Below are 22,221 nucleotides of genomic sequence, written 5' to 3' on the forward strand. Positions count from 1 at the left end.
TGATAGTGAAATGGATATTGCCCCGCATCAAAAGTAAGTTTTTTATATCAACCAACCTTTGATACGGAGCATCTTGAACCGTTATTGAAAATCTACTGCCTTAACAGATGCATCTTCTTGTATTAGGGATAACAAATTCACAGAATTAAAGGATTCAGGATATTTTACGATAATTTCTAAATTCAACTCAGAGGCAAGACTATTATTTTCAGCGTGAAAGCTTAGTATAGTAATGTTTTTTTCTTCAAGTATCTTTTGAATTCGACTGACGGCTCCTTCTGTATTAGACAGACAGATCACAATCTGTTGGGTTTTCGGTGAGGCCAGCCAACTGTATCGACCATGCAAAATCTTTTGCCCGAGTAAGATAATAACCGTTGCTCCTCCGCCAAGGATATAAAGCCCTGAACCAATCGCCAGACCTAGCCCCGCCGTTGCCCAAATCCCCGCAGCAGTTGTCAGCCCCTTAACGGTGTGTCTGTGCATGAAAATCATTCCAGCGCCAAGGAATCCCACTCCACTTACTACCTGCGCTGCAATACGTGCGGGATCGAGTTTAACATAGGACCAAGAAGCTTGATCCTGAAATCCATATTTGGAGATGATCATCATAAGTGCAGCACCTAAAGCCACAATAAAATGCGTCCTAACTCCCGCTTCTTTCATTCGGCTTTTACGTTCAAATCCAACTAATACTCCACAAATTCCAGCTCCAACCACACGAAGTAAATATTCAAACTCCATACATTGTCCTTCTCTCCTTATGATATTGCTATTTATTGTATCATAAACGGATTTCTATATTTCCCCTTCCAATAAGGTGGACATGACATTTAACATAGTTTGAGCATGCGCACAGTCACATCTGCAATGATTTAACTGTGATACCTTTATAGCTATTACTCCAGTAGACATTGTATAACGATCTACAACTTGTGAAAGAGGTGCGTATATGAACCTGCCAACAATCCAATTTGGGCATATTAAATCCAAGGTTCCTGTGATTCAAGGTGGTATGGGCGTAGGTATATCCTTAAGTGGATTAGCTGCTGCTGTAGCCAATGCAGGCGGGATCGGCACCATTTCCGGTACAGGAATCACCACTGATGAACTGAGAATGCATATTCGTAAAACAAGAGAGCTCTCTAAAGGGATTGGATATATCGGTGTGAACGTACTATTCGCAATGAAGGATTTTGCCGATAAAATGAAGGTCGCTTTGGAAGAAAAAGTGGACTTTATTATTTCCGGAGCCGGAATTTCCAGAGATATTTATGCTTGGGGGAAAGAATATGGCACTCCTGTGGTGTCTATTGTTTCTTCCGCCAAATTGGCCAGAATATCCGAAAGACTTGGTGCCTCTGCAGTCGTTGTGGAAGGATTTGAAGCTGGGGGCCATTTAGGCACTGAAAGATCCATGTTTGATATCCTCCCAGAAGTTGTAGAAGCCGTTTCGATACCGGTTATTGCTGCAGGCGGGATTCTGACCGGAGATGATATCGCAAAAGCCCTTCGAATGGGCGCTTCCGGTGTTCAGATGGGGACTCGTTTCGTAGCAAGCCATGAATGTGATGCTCCTTTGTCTTTTAAGCAAAAGTATGTAGATGCTCGACAAGGTGATACTATTCTAATTAAGTCTACAGTGGGGCTAGATGGCAGAGCGATTCGCAATGAATTCACAGATCGTATTAGTGATGATGCCAAATTAAAAATAGCCAAATGCTCTAATTGTCTAAAGGTTTGTTCGCATCGCTTCTGTACCATGGAATCCCTGCTAACTTCCCTTAGAGGAGATGTTAAGAACGGGTTAGTGTTTGCCGGGTCCAGAGTTCATGAGATTAAAGAGATATTGTCCGTACAGCAGATTATTGACAATTTGATGTATGAGTATCAGGGAGCATTGAACCCCGCAACATGACGATACTTATGCGATGATAAAGATAAAAAAAGAACCCTTTGTTGTATGCAACAAAGGGTTCTTTTTAAAAGGCGTTGATTATACATCAACAATGCCTTACATCATTCCACGAGTATTAGAAATGCCATCTTGTTGATGACAGCTCTTATACATTTGTTCTAGTTCGGAATCACCTAAGTTAGGATGTCTTTCTTTCATAAAGGGCAACATCTCTTTAAAAGTGCTTGGAGCAAACCCGGCAGCATACGCTGCTGTTCCAATTCCAAATGACAAAATAACAACACAGATTACTGCAAATACTCCTCTTTTCAAAAAAACCATCTCCTACTTTATTATACGGAAAAAATCAATACGAAAAAAATTTGCTGAAACCAACATGCACATCAGACCCATTCCCATAACTAGAATGGCTATGATCCAATCCGCTTTTTTCATATTCATCCTCCCGTGCCATCGAACACCCTAAATCCAATGAATAGTGGGGTTCAATCATATTAATTATTATAGATAAATATTGTGTAGAAACTATGTGGGGCATGTTAGAAATTCATTTTTGACAATTCCGTGAAATTATTCACTATGTCATCATTCGTTCATATTGCGTTCTTATTTCCATGATATTATTTCGATATAACAATAAACACAAAGGAGTCATGATCATGAAAAAATTGTATTACACGTCATTTTTCTATGCAATTCTTGGGTTGATAGCAGGTGTTGCTTATCGTGAAATTACCAAAATGAATGATTTCGAAGGAAACACCATCTTAGTTGCACTTCATACTCATATCCTTGTACTGGGCTTCTTTTTCTTTATTATTGCTTTGATTCTAGCCAAGTTATTTAATATCCATGAGGCCAAATCATTTAATGCATGGTATATTGTCTATAACATTGGTCTCCTGATCACAATCGGTGCTATGGCTACTCGTGGGATGCTGCAAATTAACGGGACTGATATTAGCTTCTTACCGCATATCGCCGGTCTCGGTCATACTATAGTAGGAGCCGGTATCATATGGCTGCAAATTCTGCTCGGTAAACGAATTAAATCATAGGGAAAGTGACGCTGGATCATATTCCAGCGCCTTTTTTTTGATTAGTCATATTTAACTTCATACCAAATGAGACTATAAGTATATTTGTTTATAGACTGGTAAATGATACAATATGGAAGTCGCGAGATATCTTGAATTTTAACTTTAATCTATGCTTTCGATGCCAATAAAACTTTTAAGGAGTGAAGTAAATGTCTATCGATGTTTATCTGAATTTCAACGGGAATTGCCGTCAAGCCGCAGAATTTTACGCGGAGGTGTTTGGCACTGAACGTCCACAAATCATGACCTTTGGTGAAACACCACCCGATCCCAATTTCACTCTTCCTGAAGAAGCCAAAGATTTAGTTATGCACACTCGCTTAAATATCGAAGGCAGTAATGTAATGTTCTCTGATGTTTTTCCGGGAATGCCTTTTGTAGAAGGAAACAACATTAGTCTTTCGGTAGTTAGTAAGGATTTGGATGGCATAAAGAACTATTTTCATAAGCTAAAAGAAGGCGGTAAAGTAGGTATGGAATTACAAGAAACCTTCTGGAGCTCCTGTTATGGTAGTCTAAAAGATAAGTTTGGCATCGATTGGCAATTCAATTATGATGACGGACGAATGAATATGTAATAAAAAAACAACGAGTATGGACAATCTCCAACTCGTTGTTTTCTTGTTCAAATACTTAGTCCATAATCAAATCATATACACTGACCTTTCGAATTCGCCTTGCAACTAGCATAGACACCACATAAGCAACCACTAGAATGACCGCACACAGTAGAAGCACTTGAGGCAAACTAACCGCCAATTGAACATTATAAATGCCAAGACTTGAAAGCAATAACACAAATGCTGAATCCGAGTAAAAATAACCCGCTAAACTCCCCAATACTACTCCAACTACAATCACCGGAAAAAGACTGAACGTAATTTGTGTCATCAGATTAAAGGTGGTGTATCCGATACCCTTAAGAATACCGAACTCTCGCTTGCGCTTCATAATCAAAGTCTTAATCACCAAGTACAAGATTAAGCTGACGACTATAATTGTGACTGCCGTAATGACTGCTGTCATAGAAGATACTGCTGCTGTGAATGTACTAAGTGTGCTTTCTAACATGTCTAAAATGTTCGTTACGTTCCATTGTCCAGGGAAACGTTCTTCGAGCTTTTGAATGAACGCTTGAGGATCTTCCCCTTCCTTTAAATACACATTAATGGACTGAACGGAATAATTCGGCTGTAATTTCCTCATTCCATCTTCTGTTATGGTAGCAACCATACCTAACTGATTAATCTGCTGGCTAAGACCAGTTACCAAATAATTTTTGGTTACCCCATTAAACGTAACTGGAATCTCGTCCCCAATCGATTTATTTTTCATTTTAGCAATTACGCCGGATATCGCAATTTCATTATCATAAATGGGCTGTCTACCTTTGTAGACCGTCTGCGTTTCCAGCTTGGCATAATCATCTGATACACGGAGCATAAAGCTGGAATCATCTGTAGAGGCTACTCTACCTTCCAATATGGAAATCTTTTGAACCTCAGACATAGCTTCAACTTCAGCAATTATTCCCGGAGCATGGTCAGCTTTTTTTAGATCAAGTTGCAAATTGGTACGTTCTAAACCCACTAAATCTAAAACGGCTGAAGTATCCCCTTTAAAGTTAAAATTAAGGATGGAGCAAAATATACTAGAAAAGGTCAAGCCTGCAACGATCAGCACAATCATAAAATTCTGTTTGGTCTGTCTAAATAAAGATTTCAGACTTAAGGCAAATTGCAAATTCAATGAAGTACTTGCTAATGGAAAATGATTTTTCTTGAAATTGTGGGTAAGAAGTCCGCTCTGAAGCGCTGCTATCGGAGTAATCCTACGAATCTTTCTACTGGACAGGTAGGCAACAAATAGAATGAGTACCGTAACGATAAGCAAACTATACAAAGCACTAAATACTTCAAAGGTTGTCGGCCACAACAGTCCAACCGAAGACGAGATCATATTGCCTACTAAGGGCATAACTAGAACGGAAATCAAACTCCCCGGTATGGAAGCCATTATAGACACTGAGACGAACTGTAACAGAAATGAGGATATGATCTGCCTTGACGTATAACCGTTCGCTTTCAAAACCCCGATGTTAGTTAGGTTATCCTCAATATTTCCGAAGATTTGAAACCTGATCACAATCAGTGAGATGACAACCATAATCAGTGCAAACACAATCAGGATGGCGGCTAAAATATTCACAAAAACACGGTTGCCCTCCAGACCCACATCGGTACGCATGACTAAAAATGAACTAGAGGTTCCAGAGCCAAATATCTGTTCACTTAGCTTTTGCTCTAGCTTGACCTCTTTCGCCCGTTCGTTAAGTTGCACAGACAAAAAATTAAATTGAACCTCTTTCCCAAGCCGTGCCTCCAATTGCTTATAACCTTCATCGTTTAAAAATATTTTTAAAGCCCCATTCGTCAATGTCCCAAACAGGGGTTCCTCCGTAAAGCCACCGATGGTGTAAGTGAATTTGTTGTTGTCGTATTCAAACGAAAACGTATCCCCAAGGTTATAACCTGAGCCCCCGTGGAAAATATACGGTAGGTAAATTGTACTTTGATCTTCAGTTTCCAACCGAGAGGTTGTATTAAAAAATCCCATGGATCGCTGCGAATCCATATTAAGAATCAAGAACGCGATAGCTGTATTGTTTCCCCCGTAGTTTATCTTTACGTCAGGTAGTAGAAGAGCCGACTCATTCTCCCATGCTTCAGTATAAGGATAACTTTCCACCAGAGACTCATATTCCTTCACATGCTCGTTTACAGGAAAATAAGCGGTGATATCAGGTGTATTTAGCTTGGAGATTTTCTCTTGCTGAAAAGAATTAAGCTTCAAACTGACCGTTAGACCAATATTCAACAGCAGCACAGCTATCATAATCAGAAGGAAGAGCGTAATCGTTGCACTCTTTCTTTTGCGAATATTGGACCAAGCAAGCTTTCCTATTAGGCTTCTCATCCCTACCACCCCAATTCGGTTAGAAAGGACTGTAATTGCTGCTGCCGTTCTGGTCCACTATCTTCGCTATAAGGGGAAAGACGTAAATCTCCAACAATTATTCCATCCCGCAGGTACAAGATCCGATTACCACGCAGTGCAGTCTTGAGATCATGAGTTACCATAATTATGCTCTGCCCCTGCTTATTCACCTCTGTCAGGACGCGCAGTACCCCTATTCCTGCTGAGCTATTAAGCGCTCCAGTCGGCTCATCAGCGAATACCGCCTTTGGGCTATTGATCAGGGCCCGGATAATTCCCGCCCGCTGAGCTTCGCCCCCAGAAATTTGAGCAGGAAACTTGCCCCAAACTGAATCATCCAGACCCACATCAGAGAGAAGTTTTTTGGCTTTCTTTACCGCCCCCACCCTATCCTTTTGCACAAGAAAAGCACTTGATAATACATTGTCGAGGACACTCATCGAATCAAGCAGATGGATCTGCTGAAACACAAATCCACAATTCTTTCGCCGGAATATCGCCAGCTGATCATTACTCATCGCTGTTATCTCTTGACCTTCAAACAAAACCTCTCCGAGTGTCGGCTTATCCATTCCTGAAATGGCATACAACAGTGTTGATTTACCAGATCCAGAGCTGCCCATAATAATCGTGAAATCACCATGATATAAGGTCAGATCTAGATTTTTTAGAACATGCTGCTGAGTCCCTCCATGGGAAAAGGTTTTTCCAAGCTTATGGGTCTGCATCAGCACTTTATGATTCACTTCGCTCATCTTGAACACTCCATTTACATTCATGCTCATTAATTACGCTGACTAATAACAGAAATTAAAGACCTAAGCGAAATTTAATGGCTGCAATCACAGGCTCATTCGTAATTGCAACCTTATCGTACGTTAAATGTTCTTAACATGTCTTTGTGCAATCCTTAGCGAATTCTTAATTCTATCCAGCTAAAGGAATCAACAGCTTTACAGTAAATCCATTCTGCCGGTTGGAACACACAATTTCGCCTTGCATTTTTTGCATCATATAACGAGAAATGTACAGACCTAGACCTGCACCGTTCTGGCTCATTGCCAAACTGCCCCGAAAAAATTTATTGAATATTAAAGGCAGCTCCTCCTCAGGAACACCCGGACCATAATCCTGAATATCAACCTCCAGATAATGATCCCTAATCTCGAATTTAATATCGATGGGGGTCTCGGAATTGGCGTATTTATAGGAATTGTTCACCACATTATCTATAACCTGCTGCAGACGCAGGGGATCCACCGTCAGGATACAGTCTGGCACTGCTGCTGCTGAAATCCGCTCATAGAAATTTACATTATTTATAATTTGGGTCAGTAGGTGACTATGCTCCTCCGTTAAGCTGACTTTTAGTTCATTCAATTCTTCCAAGGTGGAATGGAACATATCTGTGACCAGACGATCAATCTGATCTGCTTTGGAATATAAGGTGTTCAATTGTCTGCTTGTCTTCTCATCCCTAGCACTTAATAGCATCAGTTCCGTAATCGCCTTTAGCGAAGCGACAGGTGTCTTAATATCATGACTTAGGCTAGCAACCAGTTCCTTCTTACTCTTGTTCGCCAGATATTCGCTGTGCCTAGCCGCCGCAAGCTCTTCCCGCATCATATCGAAGCTTTCGGTAAAAGCACCAAATAGATGATTACGATCCATCGCAAGCGGAACTTCAAGATCACCTCTTGCAATATGCTTCGCGAATAGCTGCATTTTACGAAACGGACGAAGAATGGATCGATTCAGGAACCAAATATAGAGGATGCCTAGAATTGTAAGCAGAAGCAACATCACAACAGAAACTTGTATAAATTGTTGTTTCATATGTATAAAAACCGTACGATAATCATTATTAACAATCACTTTACCCACTATCTTATCCTGCTCAACAACATCGACTACGGTGTCCCGATTATTGATAGCTTCGTTAATCGTAACGGAAACCGCATTTTCAGTTTGATATTTAAGTGCTCCTGAAGTATCGATGATGGCGAAATCATAAGGACTTTCCTTGTACAGTTTCGGTTCAAGCTTGTCCCAATTCTGCTCCGTAATCTTAACGATGGTATTGATAGCTACTCGATCCGTTGATGTCTCCACCTTCAAGTTAACAATCAGGAATAAGAGAGTTATACTTGCAGCGAGAATAATGAGGAGTAGCGTTATCAGCAATTTTTTAGTCATAGCTATTTATCCTCGAAAGCATAACCGATACCCCATACGGTACGGATGAACTGTGGGTCATTAGGATTCTCCTCGATCTTCTCACGAAGATGACGTATGTGTACATTTAAGGTGCCATCTCCCGCAAAAACATCTCCCCAAACCCCTGTAAATAACTCCTCTTTGGGGATTACCCGATTTTTATGCTGAATCAAATACTTAAGTAATTTATATTCCATTGTTTTCAGCTTGAGGGGTACACCGTTAAGTGTAGCCCTTCGGAGTTCAGGATCAATTTGAACGGGTCCGGATTCAAGAAGAGAAACCTCCGCTACAACGCCGTTGTTGTACCGCTTTAGCACCGCCTTCACTTTAGCGAGCAGCACTCTAAGGGTATACGGCTTATGAATATAATCATCTCCCCCAATATCCAGCGCAATCAATACATCATCCTCACTGGAGCGGGCACTAATAAATAGAATGGGGATTCCAGTCGTTTGACGTAGCTCTTTGCATAACTGGAAGCCGGATTCACCACCTAGATTAATATCTAGGAGTAACATCGACACCTGATGCTCACTTAAAAATCTCCGACAAGCATCAGCGCTTGTAACAAACGCGGTTTGAACATCAAACAAATTAAAATATTCGCAGGTGGTCTCCGCAAGCTCAATTTCATCATCAATAATCAAACAATCATATTTCATGGATTTCTCTCCGCTTCAACAGAATTTATTATTATGTTAGAATATGCCTTTAAGGAGGGGTTACCTGTGGATATACAATTCCAGCGTCTGGAGCACTATTTAGATAAATACGAACAAAGCTGGCCATTAAGCGGCACAGTCTTAATAGCTCAGCGTGGAGAAATAAAGCTACATAAAGCCTACGGATATGCAAATCTTGAACATCAGGTCCCGAACACATTAGATACCAAATTCCGGATCTGGTCACTTACCAAATCTTTCACTGGCATGGCTATCCTGATGTTAAAAGAACAAAAACGTCTGAGACTGGATGATCCCATCCTAAAGTATCTTCCTGAGCACCATGCACTAGAGGGGATCACCATTCTTCATCTGCTGGGACATACCTCTGGTATAGCCAACTACACTTCCATACCCGAATATAATCAAAAATTAAATAAGCTAAAGCTAACTCCACAGGAAATGTTACAGCTATTTGTGAGTCAGCCGCCTGCCTTTATGCCTGGCACATCATTTGCCTATAACAACTCAGGTTATTATTTACTTGGGATGATTATTGAGAAGATTACAGGGATGACCTTTGAAGATTATATCACTACTTTTATATTACAGCCTTTGGGTATGGTAAATACAGGAGTTTATAACAATTATCAAATCATTTCAAAATTAGCCTCACCTTATCATTCCTCTTGGGGAGAGTACACTCAAGGAGAATACATAGATATGAGCTCTATCCAGTCTGCTGGTGCGATGTATTCGACGGCTGCAGATCTTTTTCTGTGGGATCAAGCCTTGTACTCCGATCAATTAGTATCTCATGACACCTTGGAAATGGCCTTTCATTCCAGTAATCTTAAATATCGATTTGGTTGGTTCTTGGACGAACGCCTTGATCGAAAAAGAATGTATCACGGCGGTGCCTACCGCGGCTTTCGAAGTGAACTGCATCGATACCCGGAAGATCAAACGAGCGTCATCATGTTGACCAACTATGATTGCGTCCCCGTCACCAAGTTAACGGAATCGCTAGCTGGATTAGTATTTGGCGAACCTGTATGGGTGCCGACCTCTCCGCAAGCCTTTCCGCTTGAGGATAGCCTTTATGCAGAATATATGGGAACCTACGAGGGTTTTGGCTGCAAAGCAAGTGTAGAGCGTAGTGGCCAAGACTACTATTTTATCTGGAATGATGTAGAAGTCACTCCGTTTTATCCGATCTCGGAAACAAGATTCCATCATACCAAGCATGATACCGAATATGAATTTAAACGAAATGCTCAAGGTGAGCTTTCATTCCTGGGGATGCATAAAAAACAAGACAAGTCTTAATTAGACCTGTCTTGTTTTTCTTTTTATAAGTAATAAAGACTCAGGTTCATGTTCATGCTAGGCCTTGGCTATAATGATAAACTCAGCGAGAAGAACAAGTAATGCGGTAGTTACCCCAAGCGAATTAATTACAGTTAAGGCATCTGGGTAGCTTTCTTTCTTAAATTGTGAGAACAAAGACACCATCCATAATACACTGAAGAATAACGCGACCAATCCGGAAATAGCCTCACTGTCCACTTTTCTACTCTTCATAAAAAATCCTACTAGGCCAACGACTGTAAAAATCATATATATAGCAAGCTCTATGGATGTGATGACAATCGCCTCGCCTGCAGAGAACAAATGCATTAACGTGTATTGAATCCCCAAACAAATAAACACTAGCTGGTTAAAAGAAACTTTGCTCACCCTCATAGCGTATCTCCTTTTAATTTAAGTGAACTGCCATAAAAGATAACGCTTACATTATATCGATAATTTCAGTAATCCTCTGTGACTTTCAGTACTCTTGCGAATCTACGCATGAATATCTCTTTTTCCAAACGAAATATAGGTGACAGACAAACTGATAGCTATGATAATCACAGGGATCAGCAACACTTCCATAAAATCCTTTGCTCCGGTCAAGACTATATGTTGTGAGTTAACGACGTAGATTCCAGAAAACTTCATAACCTGCGTCGTTAAAGCATGGTCTGAAACCGCCCTTAGCCATGTTGAGGAAGCATCACGGAAATAACCGGATATCATGAAGTCTCCGAATATAATTAGAAAGGTTGCAACTACCGCAGAGGCTGTTCTTTTAATAATAAGGCCCACCATAATAATTAGAGTGGCATAAGCTGATAAATAAAGGATATTTAATCCCAGTACACGAGAAACCTGAATCAAGTCAGCATTTAAATTCCGATTACCGATGTCATTCCCAATTATCAAGGCAGCTATCATATACGTGAGATAAAATACTCCTGTAAATTGCAACATCCACCATACTATAATTTTTAAGGCAGAAAGATATTTCCCTGTGATGTAAATAAATCTACTTTGTCCTGAAGCAAGGATAACTTTGATAGACCCATATTCAAATCCTTCGGTTGAAAAAAAACATATGTATATTGGAATAATAAAATAAAAAAATATGGATAAAGGCATTACAATCGTTAAGGGTTCCGCGAGATTAGCGACTTCAAAACCACCTTTACTGCCAATCCAGAACGCTAATACCAGACTCGCTATAAGAAACAGCAGAGATATCCCCTTAAACATGGTATCCCTTTTTATAAAGTAAGACTCAGCTCTCAGTAAATTCCTCATCGCTCATTCTCCTATCAGATCCATGTAATAGTGCTCAAGATTCGCAGTAGACAGGCTGATTCCTTCAAGCGGGATACCCTCTCTAATTAACGTTGACATTAACTGTTCAAGATCGATCAAATCCTTGGGAATCAATATTTCTCCGGAAGCTGATAATGTGCTCGAATGAATATTAAGATCGTTCTTAAGTACGTTTATGGCTGCTTCTACTTCAACCGTTTTAATACAAATTTGCGTTTCGGCTGATTGCATGAGTTCTTCCACAGAGACTTCCTTAATGAACTGCCCTTTATGAATAAACCCGAATTTGGTAGCGAGCAATTGGAGTTCACTCAAAATATGGCTGGAAATCAAGATGGTAACCCCTTTTTCATGCACCAGCTTAGTCAATAATTTTCTCATCTCTACAATTCCCGTAGGATCAAGTCCATTAATCGGTTCATCCAAAACTATAAATTCCGGTTCGTTGAGAAGGGCAATTGCCAGTCCTAAGCGTTGACGCATGCCCAGAGAATAATCCGATGTGTTTTTGTGCTCAGCATCCGTAAGTCCCACCAGATTCAGTACATTTTTAATTCTGTCGGAATCCGTAATCCCATAAATCTTGCAATAAAAACTTAAACTCTCAGCAGCATTCATATGGGGGTAGAGAGCAGGGTGCTCTATTAAAATCCCCATTTTTCTCCTAACCCTTGCGATGTCCTTCTCACTACTTTTGCCCAGCAATTGAAAGGTCCCTTTTGTTGGATACACTAATCCACTGATTATTTTCATGAGTGTGGTTTTGCCTGCCCCATTCTCTCCTACTAGGCCATAGATATCTCCCTTTTGAATCTGCATATTTATATTTTGAAGCGCAGCTGCCCTACCATACTGTTTACTTAATCCCTCAGCTTCAAAGATTATTGTATTCATTGTTCAACTCCTCCATAGCATATTTACTCCTACTAATTGATATCAAATTAGCACGTTTACTAGAATTAATAATTAGGTTCGTAAAAAACACTGAAATAAATGTAACTTTCAACACTTCCAAGTGATTCCTAAAAGGATAACAGTTGATTCTAATCCCATATAATGTATTATTGCTTTATGTACAGGAGGGGAAAATCGCATGATACATATTGCCATTTGTGATGATGATTTCAAGACAACTGAATGTATTGAGAGATTGATCATTAACCATCCAGTTTATCGATCTGAAAACATAGAGGTATCCATATTCTATTCTGGTGAAAGCTTCACGAAAGCCATTCAGCTTGGCTGTCCATTTGATCTTGTTTTTATGGATATAGAAATGAAAGGAATAAGCGGAATAACAGCGGGCCATGTGCTACGGGGGGATTATGATAACGATTGGGTTCGGCTGATTTATGTTTCGAGCCACGAAGAGTATCATGTTCAGCTATTTGATGTTCAGCCTTCGGGATTTATAAAGAAACCTATACATAACGAATCTTTTGAAAAAAAACTATTCTCCATGATTCAGCAAATAAAGGTTAAGCGTCAACAAAACCAACCAAAATTACTGCCTGTACACCAAAGTGGAACTAAAATACTTATTCCAATCCGTAATATTATGTACTTGGCAAGTGACCGTCGAAAAATTATTCTGCAAACAACGGAAGATCAAACGGAATATTACAGTACTCTGTCAATAGAAGAAGAAAAGCTCCCTTCGAAGCAGTTTGTGCGGATTCATCAATCCTATCTTGTGAATTTCGATTACATCAAACAAATTCAGGGAAAAAGAATTGTGTTAACGAGCGGGGAAGAACTTCCGATCAGTGATAAGCAAAGCATTGTAGTGAAAAAGAGTTATTTGCAATTCAGGGGGAGTCTACTTGAATAATATTGTTCTGGATGAGTTGTTCTACGCTCTTACGCTAACTGCTCTCCCATTTATCATCCATTATTTCTATAATCATTGTTTCTCACGACTTTTGGAATCCAAAATGATCCTTTATACCGTTTACACTGCCTATTATATTTTCGTACTCCTACTGCATTATAGTCCACTCCCTGGATTATGGATGCTTGGGCTCAATATAGCGGGAGTCGTACTTTTGTCCTTTTTGTACAAGGGGAAAATACAATGGCGTTTTGGCGCCGCTTTATTCATCGTCGCACTCATTATGCTATCAGATGCAGCTACTGCGCCTGTGTATACGACCAGCGGATACATCTTTACCTTGTTTTTGTCTAAGCTTTTGATGTTTTTACTGGTGAAGATCACACTTCGTTTCACTAAGGCCTTTGGCGAGGGGAATTTAGGGAGCTGGTATTGGATCGGGCTGTTCTGTTTTCCATTTATCAGCATTTTCAGTATTGCAAAATTATCGGGCGAGCTATCCTTACGGGAATATCCGATCTTGTATCCGATTTTGTCCGGTGGAATGCTGTTGATCAACTTCCTGATCATTCTTTTATGCGATCGCGTACTAACCATACATTCGGCACAGAATAAAAACCACTTGCTGGAACAACAAAACACCTACTATATGAACCAGTATTTGCTCACAAAGGAAAGGCAGCAAGAAGTCTTTACGTTTCAACATGATTTCAGGAATATCTTGCTGGGTCTGAGGTCACAATTACAAGCCGGGGAGAAAGAAGCAGGACTGAACGATGTGGATAAGCTGCTTGGAGTACTCGAACTCTCATCAGGGGGTTGTAATACCGGCTCTATCCTTATCGACTCCATCATTAATGACAAGCAGCAATTCGCTAAAAAGCTGGGGATTTCCTTTCAAACAGACATTAAGATTCCACCTCAGCTTAACCTGGATACTTATGCATTTAGCATTATTCTAGGGAACATTCTCGATAATGCCATCGAAGCGTGCAGACATCCAGCTGTGACTCAGCCCTATATTAATTTCCAACTACATTATCATAAGGGTACGTTATTTATTAGAATACAGAATCCATATCAACATTCAATACGTACCAATCATTTCGGAGAACTAGCCACAACAAAACGAGACAAGCATTTTCATGGTATCGGTCTGCAAAGCGTAAAAAAGGCGGTTGAGGAAACCGGCGGAATATGGGATATCACCTATGAAAACCATATTTTCCAAGTGGAAATTTGTCTCTTTAACATTGAGGTCTTATCAGTTGCAGAAACGGAGCAAAAATGCACCTCATAGAAAGATATCGGACCCAGAGGGTTTTCCAATGTTTATTCTAAGGGGTGCATTTTAGTCACAAGTATACTTCTATTATTTTACTTACGGTTCGATTGCAAATTTAGACGAAAACGAAATACTGCATCTTCACCGTACCACATAGGGAAATTCGTGCCCCAGATATTGTTGTGCAAATTAAAATGCCATCCTTTATCTAAGGAGACAAAAGAATTATCGAATTGCAGCAGTCTTTTTTGACCCGGTGCAGCCAAAGCAATCGCTTTCGGAATATATTCCTCCATATATTGTCTTAACACATGTGCAGCCATATTCGTGAATCCGATGTCCAAATGTGTTTTAAATACAACATGGACCTTCTTAGTGTTATTCATTTTCCCACCCTGCCTCCGTTAGGTTATCGCTTATTGAAAACTGAAATTCGGAATAATCTATTTTCAGACTAATATATGTCACTGATCTATACAATCGAATAATCTAGAATAATATGATAATTTCATTGAAAAAACATCTATATCACTGATACGAAAAAGCTCTTTCCTCTACCAAAATAGTGGAGGAAAGAGCTTCAATGGTAATTAACACCTAAATCTATCAACGCCGTAGGGTCGAACGGAGCTCCGCTCGACGATGGTGGTATCGATTTTAATCGTTAGCGCACCTTCACGTGAATTCTCCATCCGTTTAACAACTCGTTGTACAGCAGCTTGTCCGAGTTTCTCTGTCGCTTGTCTCGCAGTAGTTAATGGAACTGGCAGCAAGCTCGCCAATTGAATATCTGTGAATCCTATGATGGATAATTGATCCGGAACCCATAATTGCATGGAAATTGCCGTGTACAAGCACGATGTAGCGATATAGTCGTCTGCGCATACCACTGCCGATAGCATCGAATTATTACCTAAGAACGACGCTAACTGTACATTTGGTGCATTCAACTGATGCATATAATCTTCTAAGTAATTCAAATATAAATTACGGCTGTTTACCGGCAGATCATGATCCAGCATCGCTTGAAGATAACCTCTATACCGATCTTCTCTACTCGTCACACCGTCAAATGGCATTGAAATATATCCGATTTCCTGATGACCTTTTTCAATCAAATACTGGGTGGTCTTATAAGCCCCATGGTAATGATCATGGTAAACACAATCAAGCTGTACCTCTCGAAAGATACGATCGATAATCACTAGAGGGTAGTTAAGTAGACTCAGCTCTAACACTTTCTCACTGCACTGCGTACTCCCACGCGGATAAAAAATAATACCCTCTACTTGATCGTCGTACAGTTCTTGCAAGCATATACTTTCGTCTTCCTTATCCGCAGTCATTCGAATGAGTAAATGACAATCCGCTTCACGCGCTTCTTTTTCAACGGAAGCAATGATTCTCCCGATATAATCGTCTATGTTAGGAATTACCAATGCAATCCTTCGCATCGGTTTCTTCTCCTCTATTGCCTTTAGCACCAGTTCCTCAGAATGTGCTTGATAATCAGCAGATACGAATGTGCCGCGACGGGCATGGCGATAAACGATCCCTTTTTTCTCCAAGATCTGCAGAGCAAGCTTCGCTGTCATGCGGCTGACCCCGTACAACTTGGCAATCTCCCCTTCAGATGGGACGAGATCATGTGGCTGAAGCTTTCTCTTCCGGATTTCTTCCATCACATGATTTGCAGTCTGTATATACAATAGCGGTTTCCGCTCTTTTTGATGATCCTGATTGTCCATTCGAGCCTTCACCCTTTACGCTTCTATACCGTTATTACTGTATGTAGTTCCTCATTGAGCTTGTCGATTAGCTCTATCAATTCAATCGGCTCACTGATCGTATAGTCTGGTTGTTCGGATTCATCGGCAGGGGTGTGTGGATAACGCGTCGTCCAGCTTTGAAAAATACTCGTAATGCCGAGCGCGTTCGCCCCCTTCATATCACGACTTAAGTTATTTCCTACCATGACAGTGCGTGAAAAGTCTGCTTCAGATAAATCAAGAGCGCCGATAGCGGCTTTGAACATTCGAGAGCTAGGCTTAACCGCCTTAATATTCTCTGAGATAATCATGGCCGTAAAATATTCATTAAGCCCATGCTGATTAAATACGTTTTTGAATGATTGCGTGTCCCCGTCAGCGACCAACGCCAATGTATAGCCCTTCTCATGCAAAGATCTGATCATGACATCCGCACCTGGAATAAGCTCCGCTGTAAGCACGATTCCGTCCTCGTCTCTAATCTCCGTGGATTCATCCACGATCGTATCTCCACTATCCAAAAAAACAATGATTTTCTTCTGCTCCATCCCTCACATCACATCTCCATCCCCAAATATTCACATTTCAAATCCCGCTCTAAATTTTTCGAATGGGACATCTTGTTCTCAAAATAGAATGAACAGTGGATTTATAAGCTGCATTATCAATAGGAGATCACCACTTGAGAAACAAGCAATCTGTTATAATCGTAACGATTCCATTATCTGATATCAAGAAATATATCATTTTTGATTTTGTCGCCGGATCGGTCTTTTACTTTGCGATTAAATTCCCTTTCCATTCTTTCATAGCCGCATACGCTGGCAGCATGTTCGGCCCTATGCTCATTCGCCAATCCATGAAAATCGTTCGAAACCGTGCTAAAGCTTAAGCCATGTATGACAAGCGTTCAACCTTGCTGTATGTATTTAAGGAATTGTTCAATCTGTTTTTTATGATGCTTATCGTGTGGAATAAAACTTCTCAAATACTTACGAATACTGAATTTTTTCCGGTCTGCATCCTTATATTCCACATCGCATTCTTCATCAGTTAATCCTGATACTGCATCTAAAATCCTAGTTCTGTAGAGCAGAAATTGTTCAATCAATGTTTGTTTAGATAACAATTTGGCATACTCCACAGCGTTAGCATTAAACTCGTTAAAATCCAGATGTTTCGTTGTTAACGGTTCCTTCAAAAGAATCTTCTTTATAGCACCTTCATAGAAATACTTATCCCAAAGCATAAGATGACATAAAATATCCTTTACGGTCCATTTCCCAGTCGCTATAGGCATATTCCAATGTTTATCTGGCACCTCTTCTAAAGATTCTACGAATGGAATAAGGGATTTAAATTCGAATAGCATCTGCTCTTTTGTTCTTACTGCCATAGAAGCTAACCTCCATGTGAATATAAAATAGTCTGACAAAAAGATTATGCAGCTTCATCCTTGGAAGCAGTTATGAGATCAGCCTCAGTAGATTCTGGATTCAGCCAAATCTCGATCATCTCATGGGTACGCTTTACATCATTTTCATCGAGTATATAATACCATTGATCCGTATGTTTTCCTTCCCCTTGCAGCATATGACTCGTTATTTCAGGGGTTCCACCTTCAAGAATTACCTTCTTAGCCAAATCCAGAATAAAATCTGACTTCATATTGGTTTTAAAATTACTGCCAGCAATTTCGATAATGTTCTGGATATTAAGAATATTATCGATTCTCTTCATCCGATCAAGCGCTGCTTTTAGGAAAATCCGTTGTCGCTCTGTTCGCTTAAAGTCAGAGTCTTCTCGATATCTTACATACATTAAAGCTTCCTTACCGGAATAGATCGGTTTGTTCGGCTCAATTCTTAATTTCTCATGATCAGGGCTCTTATTCTCGATCACCTTGGTGATTGGAAGCACCACGCCCCCTAGCGCATCCGTCACGCCAACAAGCCCGTTAAAATTAATAGTAGCATAGTAATCAATTGGCGCATTCAACAGATTCTTAACAGTATCTACACTCATCTGAGGACCACCGTAGGAATGTGCCGCATTAATCTTGGTTTCTTTTCTTGCACCTTTGATATTTTCCGCTCCAATTATTTCTGCATATGAATCACGGGGAATAGAGACGAGCAGTGCTTTATGGTTCTCAGGTCGAATGACAGTATAAATAATGGAGTCAGAAAGTCCATTCTCTTTACCACTCTGATCGGTGCCTAGCAGCAGGATAGAAAAAGGACGATTTTTATTTTCTGTCATTGCCTGAATTCCATCGTCTTCTGTTTCTTTTAACGGTACATAAGATTCATCAAGAGTGTGCTCTATAGTTGGTACTACAACATTATCAAACCCAAAAATCATTAATTCTTTACGGAAAATAAAACTTCCCAACCCAACAATAAGTACGATCGCAAGCGAAAAATACCAGATCTTCATTTTCTTGCTGATTTTATTCTTCTTTACCTTCTTTTTCTCGATTCTACTTAAAGCATATGAAGCAGGTGGAGGCGTACTCTGATTATTTTTCATTGGATGAATTACCCTTTCTGTACATGCGACTTCTCACCATTAATGAACATCACTTTTTACTTGTGCCTACCCTCCATTACCTAAATATCCCATTATTATAGACGATCTTTGGATCGATAAGTTTCTTTTTATAAGAAATTTTTAAGGCAAAAAAAAGACCTCATCCTAACAGGGATGGGTCTACCATGTTTATTGAGGTTACTAGATTTTGTTCAGAATCGTATCGATCTCACTTTTCAGTAAAAGATACCTGACAACACTTCTCATGATCGGAACTTTAGTTAACTTATGCTGATCAACATAGCTTTTCATTTGATCTTTAGACAGACCGAGCAAGTTACCGGCTTCAGACACCGTCAATACTTCCTTGTTACTTGTAGCGTTAAAGGTCTTCTTCACTTTTAAATTCCAGTCTTCAAACACTTGCATTTACATCCGCCACCTTTCTACTAAGCGAGAAATATAAGACATAAAGTATTGTGTGAAACTTATAATTTCTTATATATAAAAAAATCCCCAAACTAGAAGTTTGGGGATTTTTTTCACAACTTTAGAGTTTTACAACATTCTCAGCTTGTTGACCACGATTGCCTTGAACTACGTTAAATTCTACACGTTGTCCTTCATCCAAAGATTTGAATCCGTCGCCAGTGATTGCGCTGAAATGTACGAATACGTCTTCTCCGCCTTCAACCTCAATAAAACCAAAGCCTTTGTCTGCGTTAAACCATTTCACTGTTCCTGTTTGCATAATATAATTACCACCTTTTTTTAATTTACATGTTATTCTTATCCCAAAAAAATCTCTTACAAAATCTCTAAAAAAATAAAAATTCACATATGGTACAAGGTTATTGTCATCTAAAGAATAACCCTCTACGCTATGTGAATTCGCTAGGTAACTGCTTTCGATAAATTGATTATAGCACATCTGAAGTCATGTAGATACACTTTTGCATGATGTAATAAATGGAAGAACCCTGATCCTTTAGAAAAGGACAGGGTTTCCCGCTTGTAATCACGACATCACATGCATTCTAAATTTTAAAATAAGACAATTTGTCCAGCAAATCTTGCACCATCGAGCTGAGGGATTCCGTCGAAGCAGAGATCTCTTCCATAGAAGCAAGCTGCTCCTCAGAGGCTGCGGCTACACTTTGTGAATCCGCGGACGCTTCTGAGGCAAGTTCGGCTAATACTTTGACACTAGCTGAAATTTGCTCTGTACCAGCAGTCATCTGCTGTGCGGCTGCAGATACCTCCTGAATTTGATCTGTAACCTGTGTCATTTCAGCAAGAATCGATGTAAACAAAAGATCACTATCAGACACACTCTGCACACCAATACGTACTTGCTCATTACCAACGGCCATAGCCTGTGAGGCTTGATTTGTATCTTTGACCACATGTTCGACTAATTCAGTAACTTGTTCGGCAGCTTGTTTCGTCTGATCCGCCAACATCCGTATTTCCGATGCCACTACAGCAAATCCACGACCATGCTCACCCACTCTGGAGGCTTCAATCGCTGCGTTTAATGCCAATAGATTAGTTTGTTTACTAATGCTCGAGATCAAACCAATAATCCCGCTAATCTGGACAGATCTTTCACCTAATCGTTCGATCGCCAGACTGGTCTCGTCAACAGATTGCTTGAGCTCTGTCATCTGGCTCACCGCCATTTGCAGCTGCGCACTGCCTCTCTGCGTTTGATCGGTTACTTCATCTGCTGATGCAGACACCGCTGATGAAGAGTCAGCAATACGTTGCACTCCAACGCTAAGATCGCTCATGGCCAGAGAAGATTCTCCCGCATAATCATTCTGTAACTGCGCTCCCTCGGCTACTCGCCCAATAGACACAGCGATCTGTTCAGCAGCTTTCCCTGTCTGTTCAGCGTTAGCTGTTAATTCTTCGGAAGTAGCTCCCACTGACATCGATAAATCAGCCACAAGTCCAAACATTTCTCGAAGCTTATGTGTCATCTGATTAAAGTGTGTGGACATCTTACCGAATTCATCATTATTCCGAATCTGCAAGGTTTGTGTTAAATCGCCTTGAGCCATAAGCTGCAATTTCTCAGATAACACTCGAAGTGGTTTGATCACCATAAACCATAATTGAACGACTATAACTATTCCTAGAATCGACATCCCAACAAGCATGATAATAAAAGATTCTGTTTTAGCTTGTTCGTAGTCAGCCATGATTGTAGTTTTAGGAATCGCTGTCTGCGTATACCATACCTGATCACTTTCCGGCATAGGAATTGGAACAAAAATTCGGAGTACATTTTCTCCTTTGGAATTATGCGTGTACCCCTGAACCGTCTCTCCATTCTTCACTTGTTTCCAGAGTGCCGCTTTCTGCTCCGTATCACCAAAATCTTTAAGTACACTTGCTGGATCATTTGGATTAGCTGCATATTTACCGTTACCCGTGATTAGAGAAACGTATCCTCCCATAGGTTTATATTTATCAGCATCCTCCTGGAGCTTTGATAACGATACATCAAACCCTACCGTCCCAAGAAAAGTACCCGATTTGTCTAAAATGGGCAGCATTACCGAAATCATCTCTATAGCCCCACCGCTCGTATCATAGGAATAGGGTTCAATGTAGATCGGTCTTTTCTCTTTTTTAGGTAAAAGGTAATAATCACCCGCCCCTTCTACATCGTAATTCTTTAAGGCTTCAACCGTTATTGAACCTTGATTTCTAAGAACATAAGGAATAAAACGCCCCGAAGCATCATCATATGGTGTCTTATTAATATTAGCCTGATCGTTTTGATCGAAGGCATTGGGTTCCCACAGTGTACTAATTGCAAAAAGCTCAGGTCTATTCTCAAGCATCGATTTCATTGTAGAAACAACTTCTTCACGACTCAAGCTTTGACCTTCTCTTGATTCAACCAGTACTTCTGTGAATACCTTGGCTGCCGACTCTATGTCTATCAGAGTATTCTGAATAGTTTCCGCATAACTTCGCCCAGCAACTTCCGCCTCTAGTTCACCGTTCGATATGCTCACACTTCGCAAATTCAGCAAATTTGCAACCAAACTAAAGAAAAAGATCACGATGATAACTAAACTTACTACCAGAACAAATTTAACCGTTAAAGAAAGCCTTCGATATAATGCCATCTAAACAACTCCACTCTAGGATAATATACCTTATCTTTAATCGACAAAATGCGACTAACCCTAAATAGGTCTTATTTCCTATAATTTTAGTGAT

At 40.1% G+C, this 22,221-nt stretch carries 24 protein-coding genes; 7 read left to right on the forward strand and 17 right to left on the reverse strand.

Annotation, left to right across the window (positions count from 1 at the left end):
• Positions 1-81: 81 nt before the first annotated feature.
• The gene (locus NSU15_RS19785) at positions 82-744 is read right to left on the reverse strand and encodes an MgtC/SapB family protein (protein ID WP_042129338.1); all 663 of its coding nucleotides are present in this window, start codon (positions 742-744) and stop codon (positions 82-84) included.
• A gap of 208 nt (positions 745-952) precedes the next feature.
• Here NSU15_RS19785 and NSU15_RS19790 point away from each other — a divergent pair, with 208 nt between their 5' ends.
• Positions 953-1,918, forward strand: a complete 966-nt coding sequence (locus NSU15_RS19790) for a nitronate monooxygenase (RefSeq protein ID WP_339287352.1) — start codon at positions 953-955, stop codon at positions 1,916-1,918.
• A gap of 96 nt (positions 1,919-2,014) precedes the next feature.
• On the opposite strand, the gene NSU15_RS19795 is transcribed toward NSU15_RS19790, so the two are convergent.
• A complete protein-coding gene (locus tag NSU15_RS19795) occupies positions 2,015-2,230 on the reverse strand; it encodes a hypothetical protein (RefSeq protein WP_231573314.1) in 216 nt (71 codons plus the stop codon).
• Between the two features lie 347 nt (positions 2,231-2,577).
• Between NSU15_RS19795 and NSU15_RS19800 the strand changes: the two genes are divergently transcribed.
• Both NSU15_RS19800 and NSU15_RS19805 read left to right on the forward strand, forming a co-directional pair.
• Complete coding sequence (locus NSU15_RS19800) at positions 2,578-2,976, forward strand: DUF2871 domain-containing protein (protein WP_076120747.1); 399 nt, start codon at positions 2,578-2,580, stop codon at positions 2,974-2,976.
• A 191-nt stretch (positions 2,977-3,167) separates the two neighbouring features.
• The gene (locus NSU15_RS19805; protein WP_339287353.1) at positions 3,168-3,596 is read left to right on the forward strand and encodes a VOC family protein; all 429 of its coding nucleotides are present in this window, start codon (positions 3,168-3,170) and stop codon (positions 3,594-3,596) included.
• 55 nt (positions 3,597-3,651) lie between these two features.
• Here the strand turns inward: NSU15_RS19805 and NSU15_RS19810 are convergent, their stop codons facing one another.
• The 4 genes from NSU15_RS19810 to NSU15_RS19825 form a co-directional block, all read right to left on the reverse strand.
• Positions 3,652-5,994 (reverse strand): ABC transporter permease, encoded by a 2,343-nt coding sequence (locus tag NSU15_RS19810; RefSeq protein WP_339287354.1) that lies wholly within the window; start codon positions 5,992-5,994, stop codon positions 3,652-3,654.
• Positions 5,995-5,996: 2 nt separating this feature from the next.
• On the reverse strand, positions 5,997-6,770 hold the full coding sequence (locus NSU15_RS19815; RefSeq protein WP_042129352.1) for an ABC transporter ATP-binding protein: 774 nt from the start codon (positions 6,768-6,770) through the stop codon (positions 5,997-5,999).
• Positions 6,771-6,942: 172 nt separating this feature from the next.
• The gene (locus tag NSU15_RS19820; RefSeq protein WP_042129354.1) at positions 6,943-8,211 is read right to left on the reverse strand and encodes a HAMP domain-containing sensor histidine kinase; all 1,269 of its coding nucleotides are present in this window, start codon (positions 8,209-8,211) and stop codon (positions 6,943-6,945) included.
• A gap of 2 nt (positions 8,212-8,213) precedes the next feature.
• Positions 8,214-8,897, reverse strand: a complete 684-nt coding sequence (locus tag NSU15_RS19825) for a response regulator transcription factor (RefSeq protein WP_076120751.1) — start codon at positions 8,895-8,897, stop codon at positions 8,214-8,216.
• A 66-nt stretch (positions 8,898-8,963) separates the two neighbouring features.
• Between NSU15_RS19825 and NSU15_RS19830 the strand changes: the two genes are divergently transcribed.
• Positions 8,964-10,226, forward strand: a complete 1,263-nt coding sequence (locus NSU15_RS19830; protein ID WP_052414656.1) for a serine hydrolase domain-containing protein — start codon at positions 8,964-8,966, stop codon at positions 10,224-10,226.
• A 57-nt stretch (positions 10,227-10,283) separates the two neighbouring features.
• Here the strand turns inward: NSU15_RS19830 and NSU15_RS19835 are convergent, their stop codons facing one another.
• The 3 genes from NSU15_RS19835 to NSU15_RS19845 all read right to left on the reverse strand — a co-directional run bounded on the left by NSU15_RS19835 (position 10,284) and on the right by NSU15_RS19845 (position 12,458).
• Complete coding sequence (locus NSU15_RS19835; protein WP_339287355.1) at positions 10,284-10,643, reverse strand: hypothetical protein; 360 nt, start codon at positions 10,641-10,643, stop codon at positions 10,284-10,286.
• Positions 10,644-10,745: 102 nt separating this feature from the next.
• A complete protein-coding gene (locus NSU15_RS19840; protein WP_042129360.1) occupies positions 10,746-11,543 on the reverse strand; it encodes a hypothetical protein in 798 nt (265 codons plus the stop codon).
• Between the two features lie 3 nt (positions 11,544-11,546).
• A complete protein-coding gene (locus NSU15_RS19845; RefSeq protein WP_076120753.1) occupies positions 11,547-12,458 on the reverse strand; it encodes an ABC transporter ATP-binding protein in 912 nt (303 codons plus the stop codon).
• 199 nt (positions 12,459-12,657) lie between these two features.
• Between NSU15_RS19845 and NSU15_RS19850 the strand changes: the two genes are divergently transcribed.
• A complete protein-coding gene (locus NSU15_RS19850; RefSeq protein WP_042129365.1) occupies positions 12,658-13,395 on the forward strand; it encodes a LytTR family DNA-binding domain-containing protein in 738 nt (245 codons plus the stop codon).
• Positions 13,388-14,695, forward strand: a complete 1,308-nt coding sequence (locus tag NSU15_RS19855; RefSeq protein WP_076120755.1) for a sensor histidine kinase — start codon at positions 13,388-13,390, stop codon at positions 14,693-14,695. The genes NSU15_RS19850 and NSU15_RS19855 overlap by 8 nt, the downstream gene beginning before the upstream one ends.
• A 77-nt stretch (positions 14,696-14,772) precedes the next feature.
• On the opposite strand, the gene NSU15_RS19860 is transcribed toward NSU15_RS19855, so the two are convergent.
• From NSU15_RS19860 to NSU15_RS19870, 3 genes are all read right to left on the reverse strand, one after another.
• Positions 14,773-15,066 (reverse strand): hypothetical protein, encoded by a 294-nt coding sequence (locus tag NSU15_RS19860; RefSeq protein WP_339287356.1) that lies wholly within the window; start codon positions 15,064-15,066, stop codon positions 14,773-14,775.
• A gap of 204 nt (positions 15,067-15,270) precedes the next feature.
• On the reverse strand, positions 15,271-16,428 hold the full coding sequence (locus NSU15_RS19865) for a GntR family transcriptional regulator (RefSeq protein ID WP_339287357.1): 1,158 nt from the start codon (positions 16,426-16,428) through the stop codon (positions 15,271-15,273).
• 23 nt (positions 16,429-16,451) lie between these two features.
• Positions 16,452-16,997 carry an HAD family hydrolase gene (locus tag NSU15_RS19870; protein ID WP_339287358.1) on the reverse strand — a complete coding sequence of 182 codons (546 nt, stop codon included), beginning with the start codon at positions 16,995-16,997 and terminating at the stop codon, positions 16,452-16,454.
• A 134-nt stretch (positions 16,998-17,131) separates the two neighbouring features.
• Here NSU15_RS19870 and NSU15_RS19875 point away from each other — a divergent pair, with 134 nt between their 5' ends.
• The gene (locus tag NSU15_RS19875; RefSeq protein ID WP_339287359.1) at positions 17,132-17,341 is read left to right on the forward strand and encodes a hypothetical protein; all 210 of its coding nucleotides are present in this window, start codon (positions 17,132-17,134) and stop codon (positions 17,339-17,341) included.
• An 18-nt stretch (positions 17,342-17,359) separates the two neighbouring features.
• Here the strand turns inward: NSU15_RS19875 and NSU15_RS19880 are convergent, their stop codons facing one another.
• The 5 genes from NSU15_RS19880 to NSU15_RS19900 form a co-directional block, all read right to left on the reverse strand.
• Entirely contained in the window at positions 17,360-17,845 is a 486-nt protein-coding gene (locus NSU15_RS19880; protein WP_339287360.1) for a DinB family protein, read from the reverse strand.
• Between the two features lie 44 nt (positions 17,846-17,889).
• On the reverse strand, positions 17,890-18,981 hold the full coding sequence (locus NSU15_RS19885; protein WP_339287361.1) for an LCP family protein: 1,092 nt from the start codon (positions 18,979-18,981) through the stop codon (positions 17,890-17,892).
• 201 nt (positions 18,982-19,182) lie between these two features.
• Complete coding sequence (locus tag NSU15_RS19890) at positions 19,183-19,410, reverse strand: helix-turn-helix domain-containing protein (protein WP_042129374.1); 228 nt, start codon at positions 19,408-19,410, stop codon at positions 19,183-19,185.
• Between the two features lie 121 nt (positions 19,411-19,531).
• The gene (locus NSU15_RS19895) at positions 19,532-19,732 is read right to left on the reverse strand and encodes a cold-shock protein (protein ID WP_036685790.1); all 201 of its coding nucleotides are present in this window, start codon (positions 19,730-19,732) and stop codon (positions 19,532-19,534) included.
• Positions 19,733-20,018: 286 nt separating this feature from the next.
• The gene (locus NSU15_RS19900; protein ID WP_339287362.1) at positions 20,019-22,127 is read right to left on the reverse strand and encodes a methyl-accepting chemotaxis protein; all 2,109 of its coding nucleotides are present in this window, start codon (positions 22,125-22,127) and stop codon (positions 20,019-20,021) included.
• Between the last annotated feature and the right edge of the window lie 94 nt (positions 22,128-22,221).

Origin of the sequence: Paenibacillus sp. FSL E2-0201 (assembly GCF_037963325.1) — a bacterium.
In the GTDB taxonomy this organism is placed as follows: Bacteria; Bacillota; Bacilli; order Paenibacillales; family Paenibacillaceae; genus Paenibacillus_AQ.

Excerpts from the sequence above, each read along its gene's own strand:
- NSU15_RS19785 (WP_042129338.1), bottom strand. The coding sequence starts at position 744 with ATGGAGTTTGAATATTTACTTCGTGTGGTTGGAGCTGGAATTTGTGGA.
- NSU15_RS19790 (WP_339287352.1), top strand. The coding sequence starts at position 953 with ATGAACCTGCCAACAATCCAATTTGGGCATATTAAATCCAAGGTTCCT.
- NSU15_RS19800 (WP_076120747.1), top strand. The coding sequence starts at position 2,578 with ATGAAAAAATTGTATTACACGTCATTTTTCTATGCAATTCTTGGGTTG.
- NSU15_RS19805 (WP_339287353.1), top strand. The coding sequence starts at position 3,168 with ATGTCTATCGATGTTTATCTGAATTTCAACGGGAATTGCCGTCAAGCC.
- NSU15_RS19810 (WP_339287354.1), bottom strand. The coding sequence starts at position 5,994 with ATGAGAAGCCTAATAGGAAAGCTTGCTTGGTCCAATATTCGCAAAAGA.
- NSU15_RS19815 (WP_042129352.1), bottom strand. The coding sequence starts at position 6,770 with ATGAGCGAAGTGAATCATAAAGTGCTGATGCAGACCCATAAGCTTGGA.
- NSU15_RS19820 (WP_042129354.1), bottom strand. The coding sequence starts at position 8,211 with ATGACTAAAAAATTGCTGATAACGCTACTCCTCATTATTCTCGCTGCA.
- NSU15_RS19825 (WP_076120751.1), bottom strand. The coding sequence starts at position 8,897 with ATGAAATATGATTGTTTGATTATTGATGATGAAATTGAGCTTGCGGAG.
- NSU15_RS19835 (WP_339287355.1), bottom strand. The coding sequence starts at position 10,643 with ATGAGGGTGAGCAAAGTTTCTTTTAACCAGCTAGTGTTTATTTGTTTG.
- NSU15_RS19840 (WP_042129360.1), bottom strand. The coding sequence starts at position 11,543 with ATGAGGAATTTACTGAGAGCTGAGTCTTACTTTATAAAAAGGGATACC.
- NSU15_RS19845 (WP_076120753.1), bottom strand. The coding sequence starts at position 12,458 with ATGAATACAATAATCTTTGAAGCTGAGGGATTAAGTAAACAGTATGGT.
- NSU15_RS19850 (WP_042129365.1), top strand. The coding sequence starts at position 12,658 with ATGATACATATTGCCATTTGTGATGATGATTTCAAGACAACTGAATGT.
- NSU15_RS19860 (WP_339287356.1), bottom strand. The coding sequence starts at position 15,066 with ATGAATAACACTAAGAAGGTCCATGTTGTATTTAAAACACATTTGGAC.
- NSU15_RS19865 (WP_339287357.1), bottom strand. The coding sequence starts at position 16,428 with ATGGACAATCAGGATCATCAAAAAGAGCGGAAACCGCTATTGTATATA.
- NSU15_RS19870 (WP_339287358.1), bottom strand. The coding sequence starts at position 16,997 with ATGGAGCAGAAGAAAATCATTGTTTTTTTGGATAGTGGAGATACGATC.
- NSU15_RS19880 (WP_339287360.1), bottom strand. The coding sequence starts at position 17,845 with ATGGCAGTAAGAACAAAAGAGCAGATGCTATTCGAATTTAAATCCCTT.
- NSU15_RS19885 (WP_339287361.1), bottom strand. The coding sequence starts at position 18,981 with ATGAAAAATAATCAGAGTACGCCTCCACCTGCTTCATATGCTTTAAGT.
- NSU15_RS19890 (WP_042129374.1), bottom strand. The coding sequence starts at position 19,410 with ATGCAAGTGTTTGAAGACTGGAATTTAAAAGTGAAGAAGACCTTTAAC.
- NSU15_RS19895 (WP_036685790.1), bottom strand. The coding sequence starts at position 19,732 with ATGCAAACAGGAACAGTGAAATGGTTTAACGCAGACAAAGGCTTTGGT.
- NSU15_RS19900 (WP_339287362.1), bottom strand. The coding sequence starts at position 22,127 with ATGGCATTATATCGAAGGCTTTCTTTAACGGTTAAATTTGTTCTGGTA.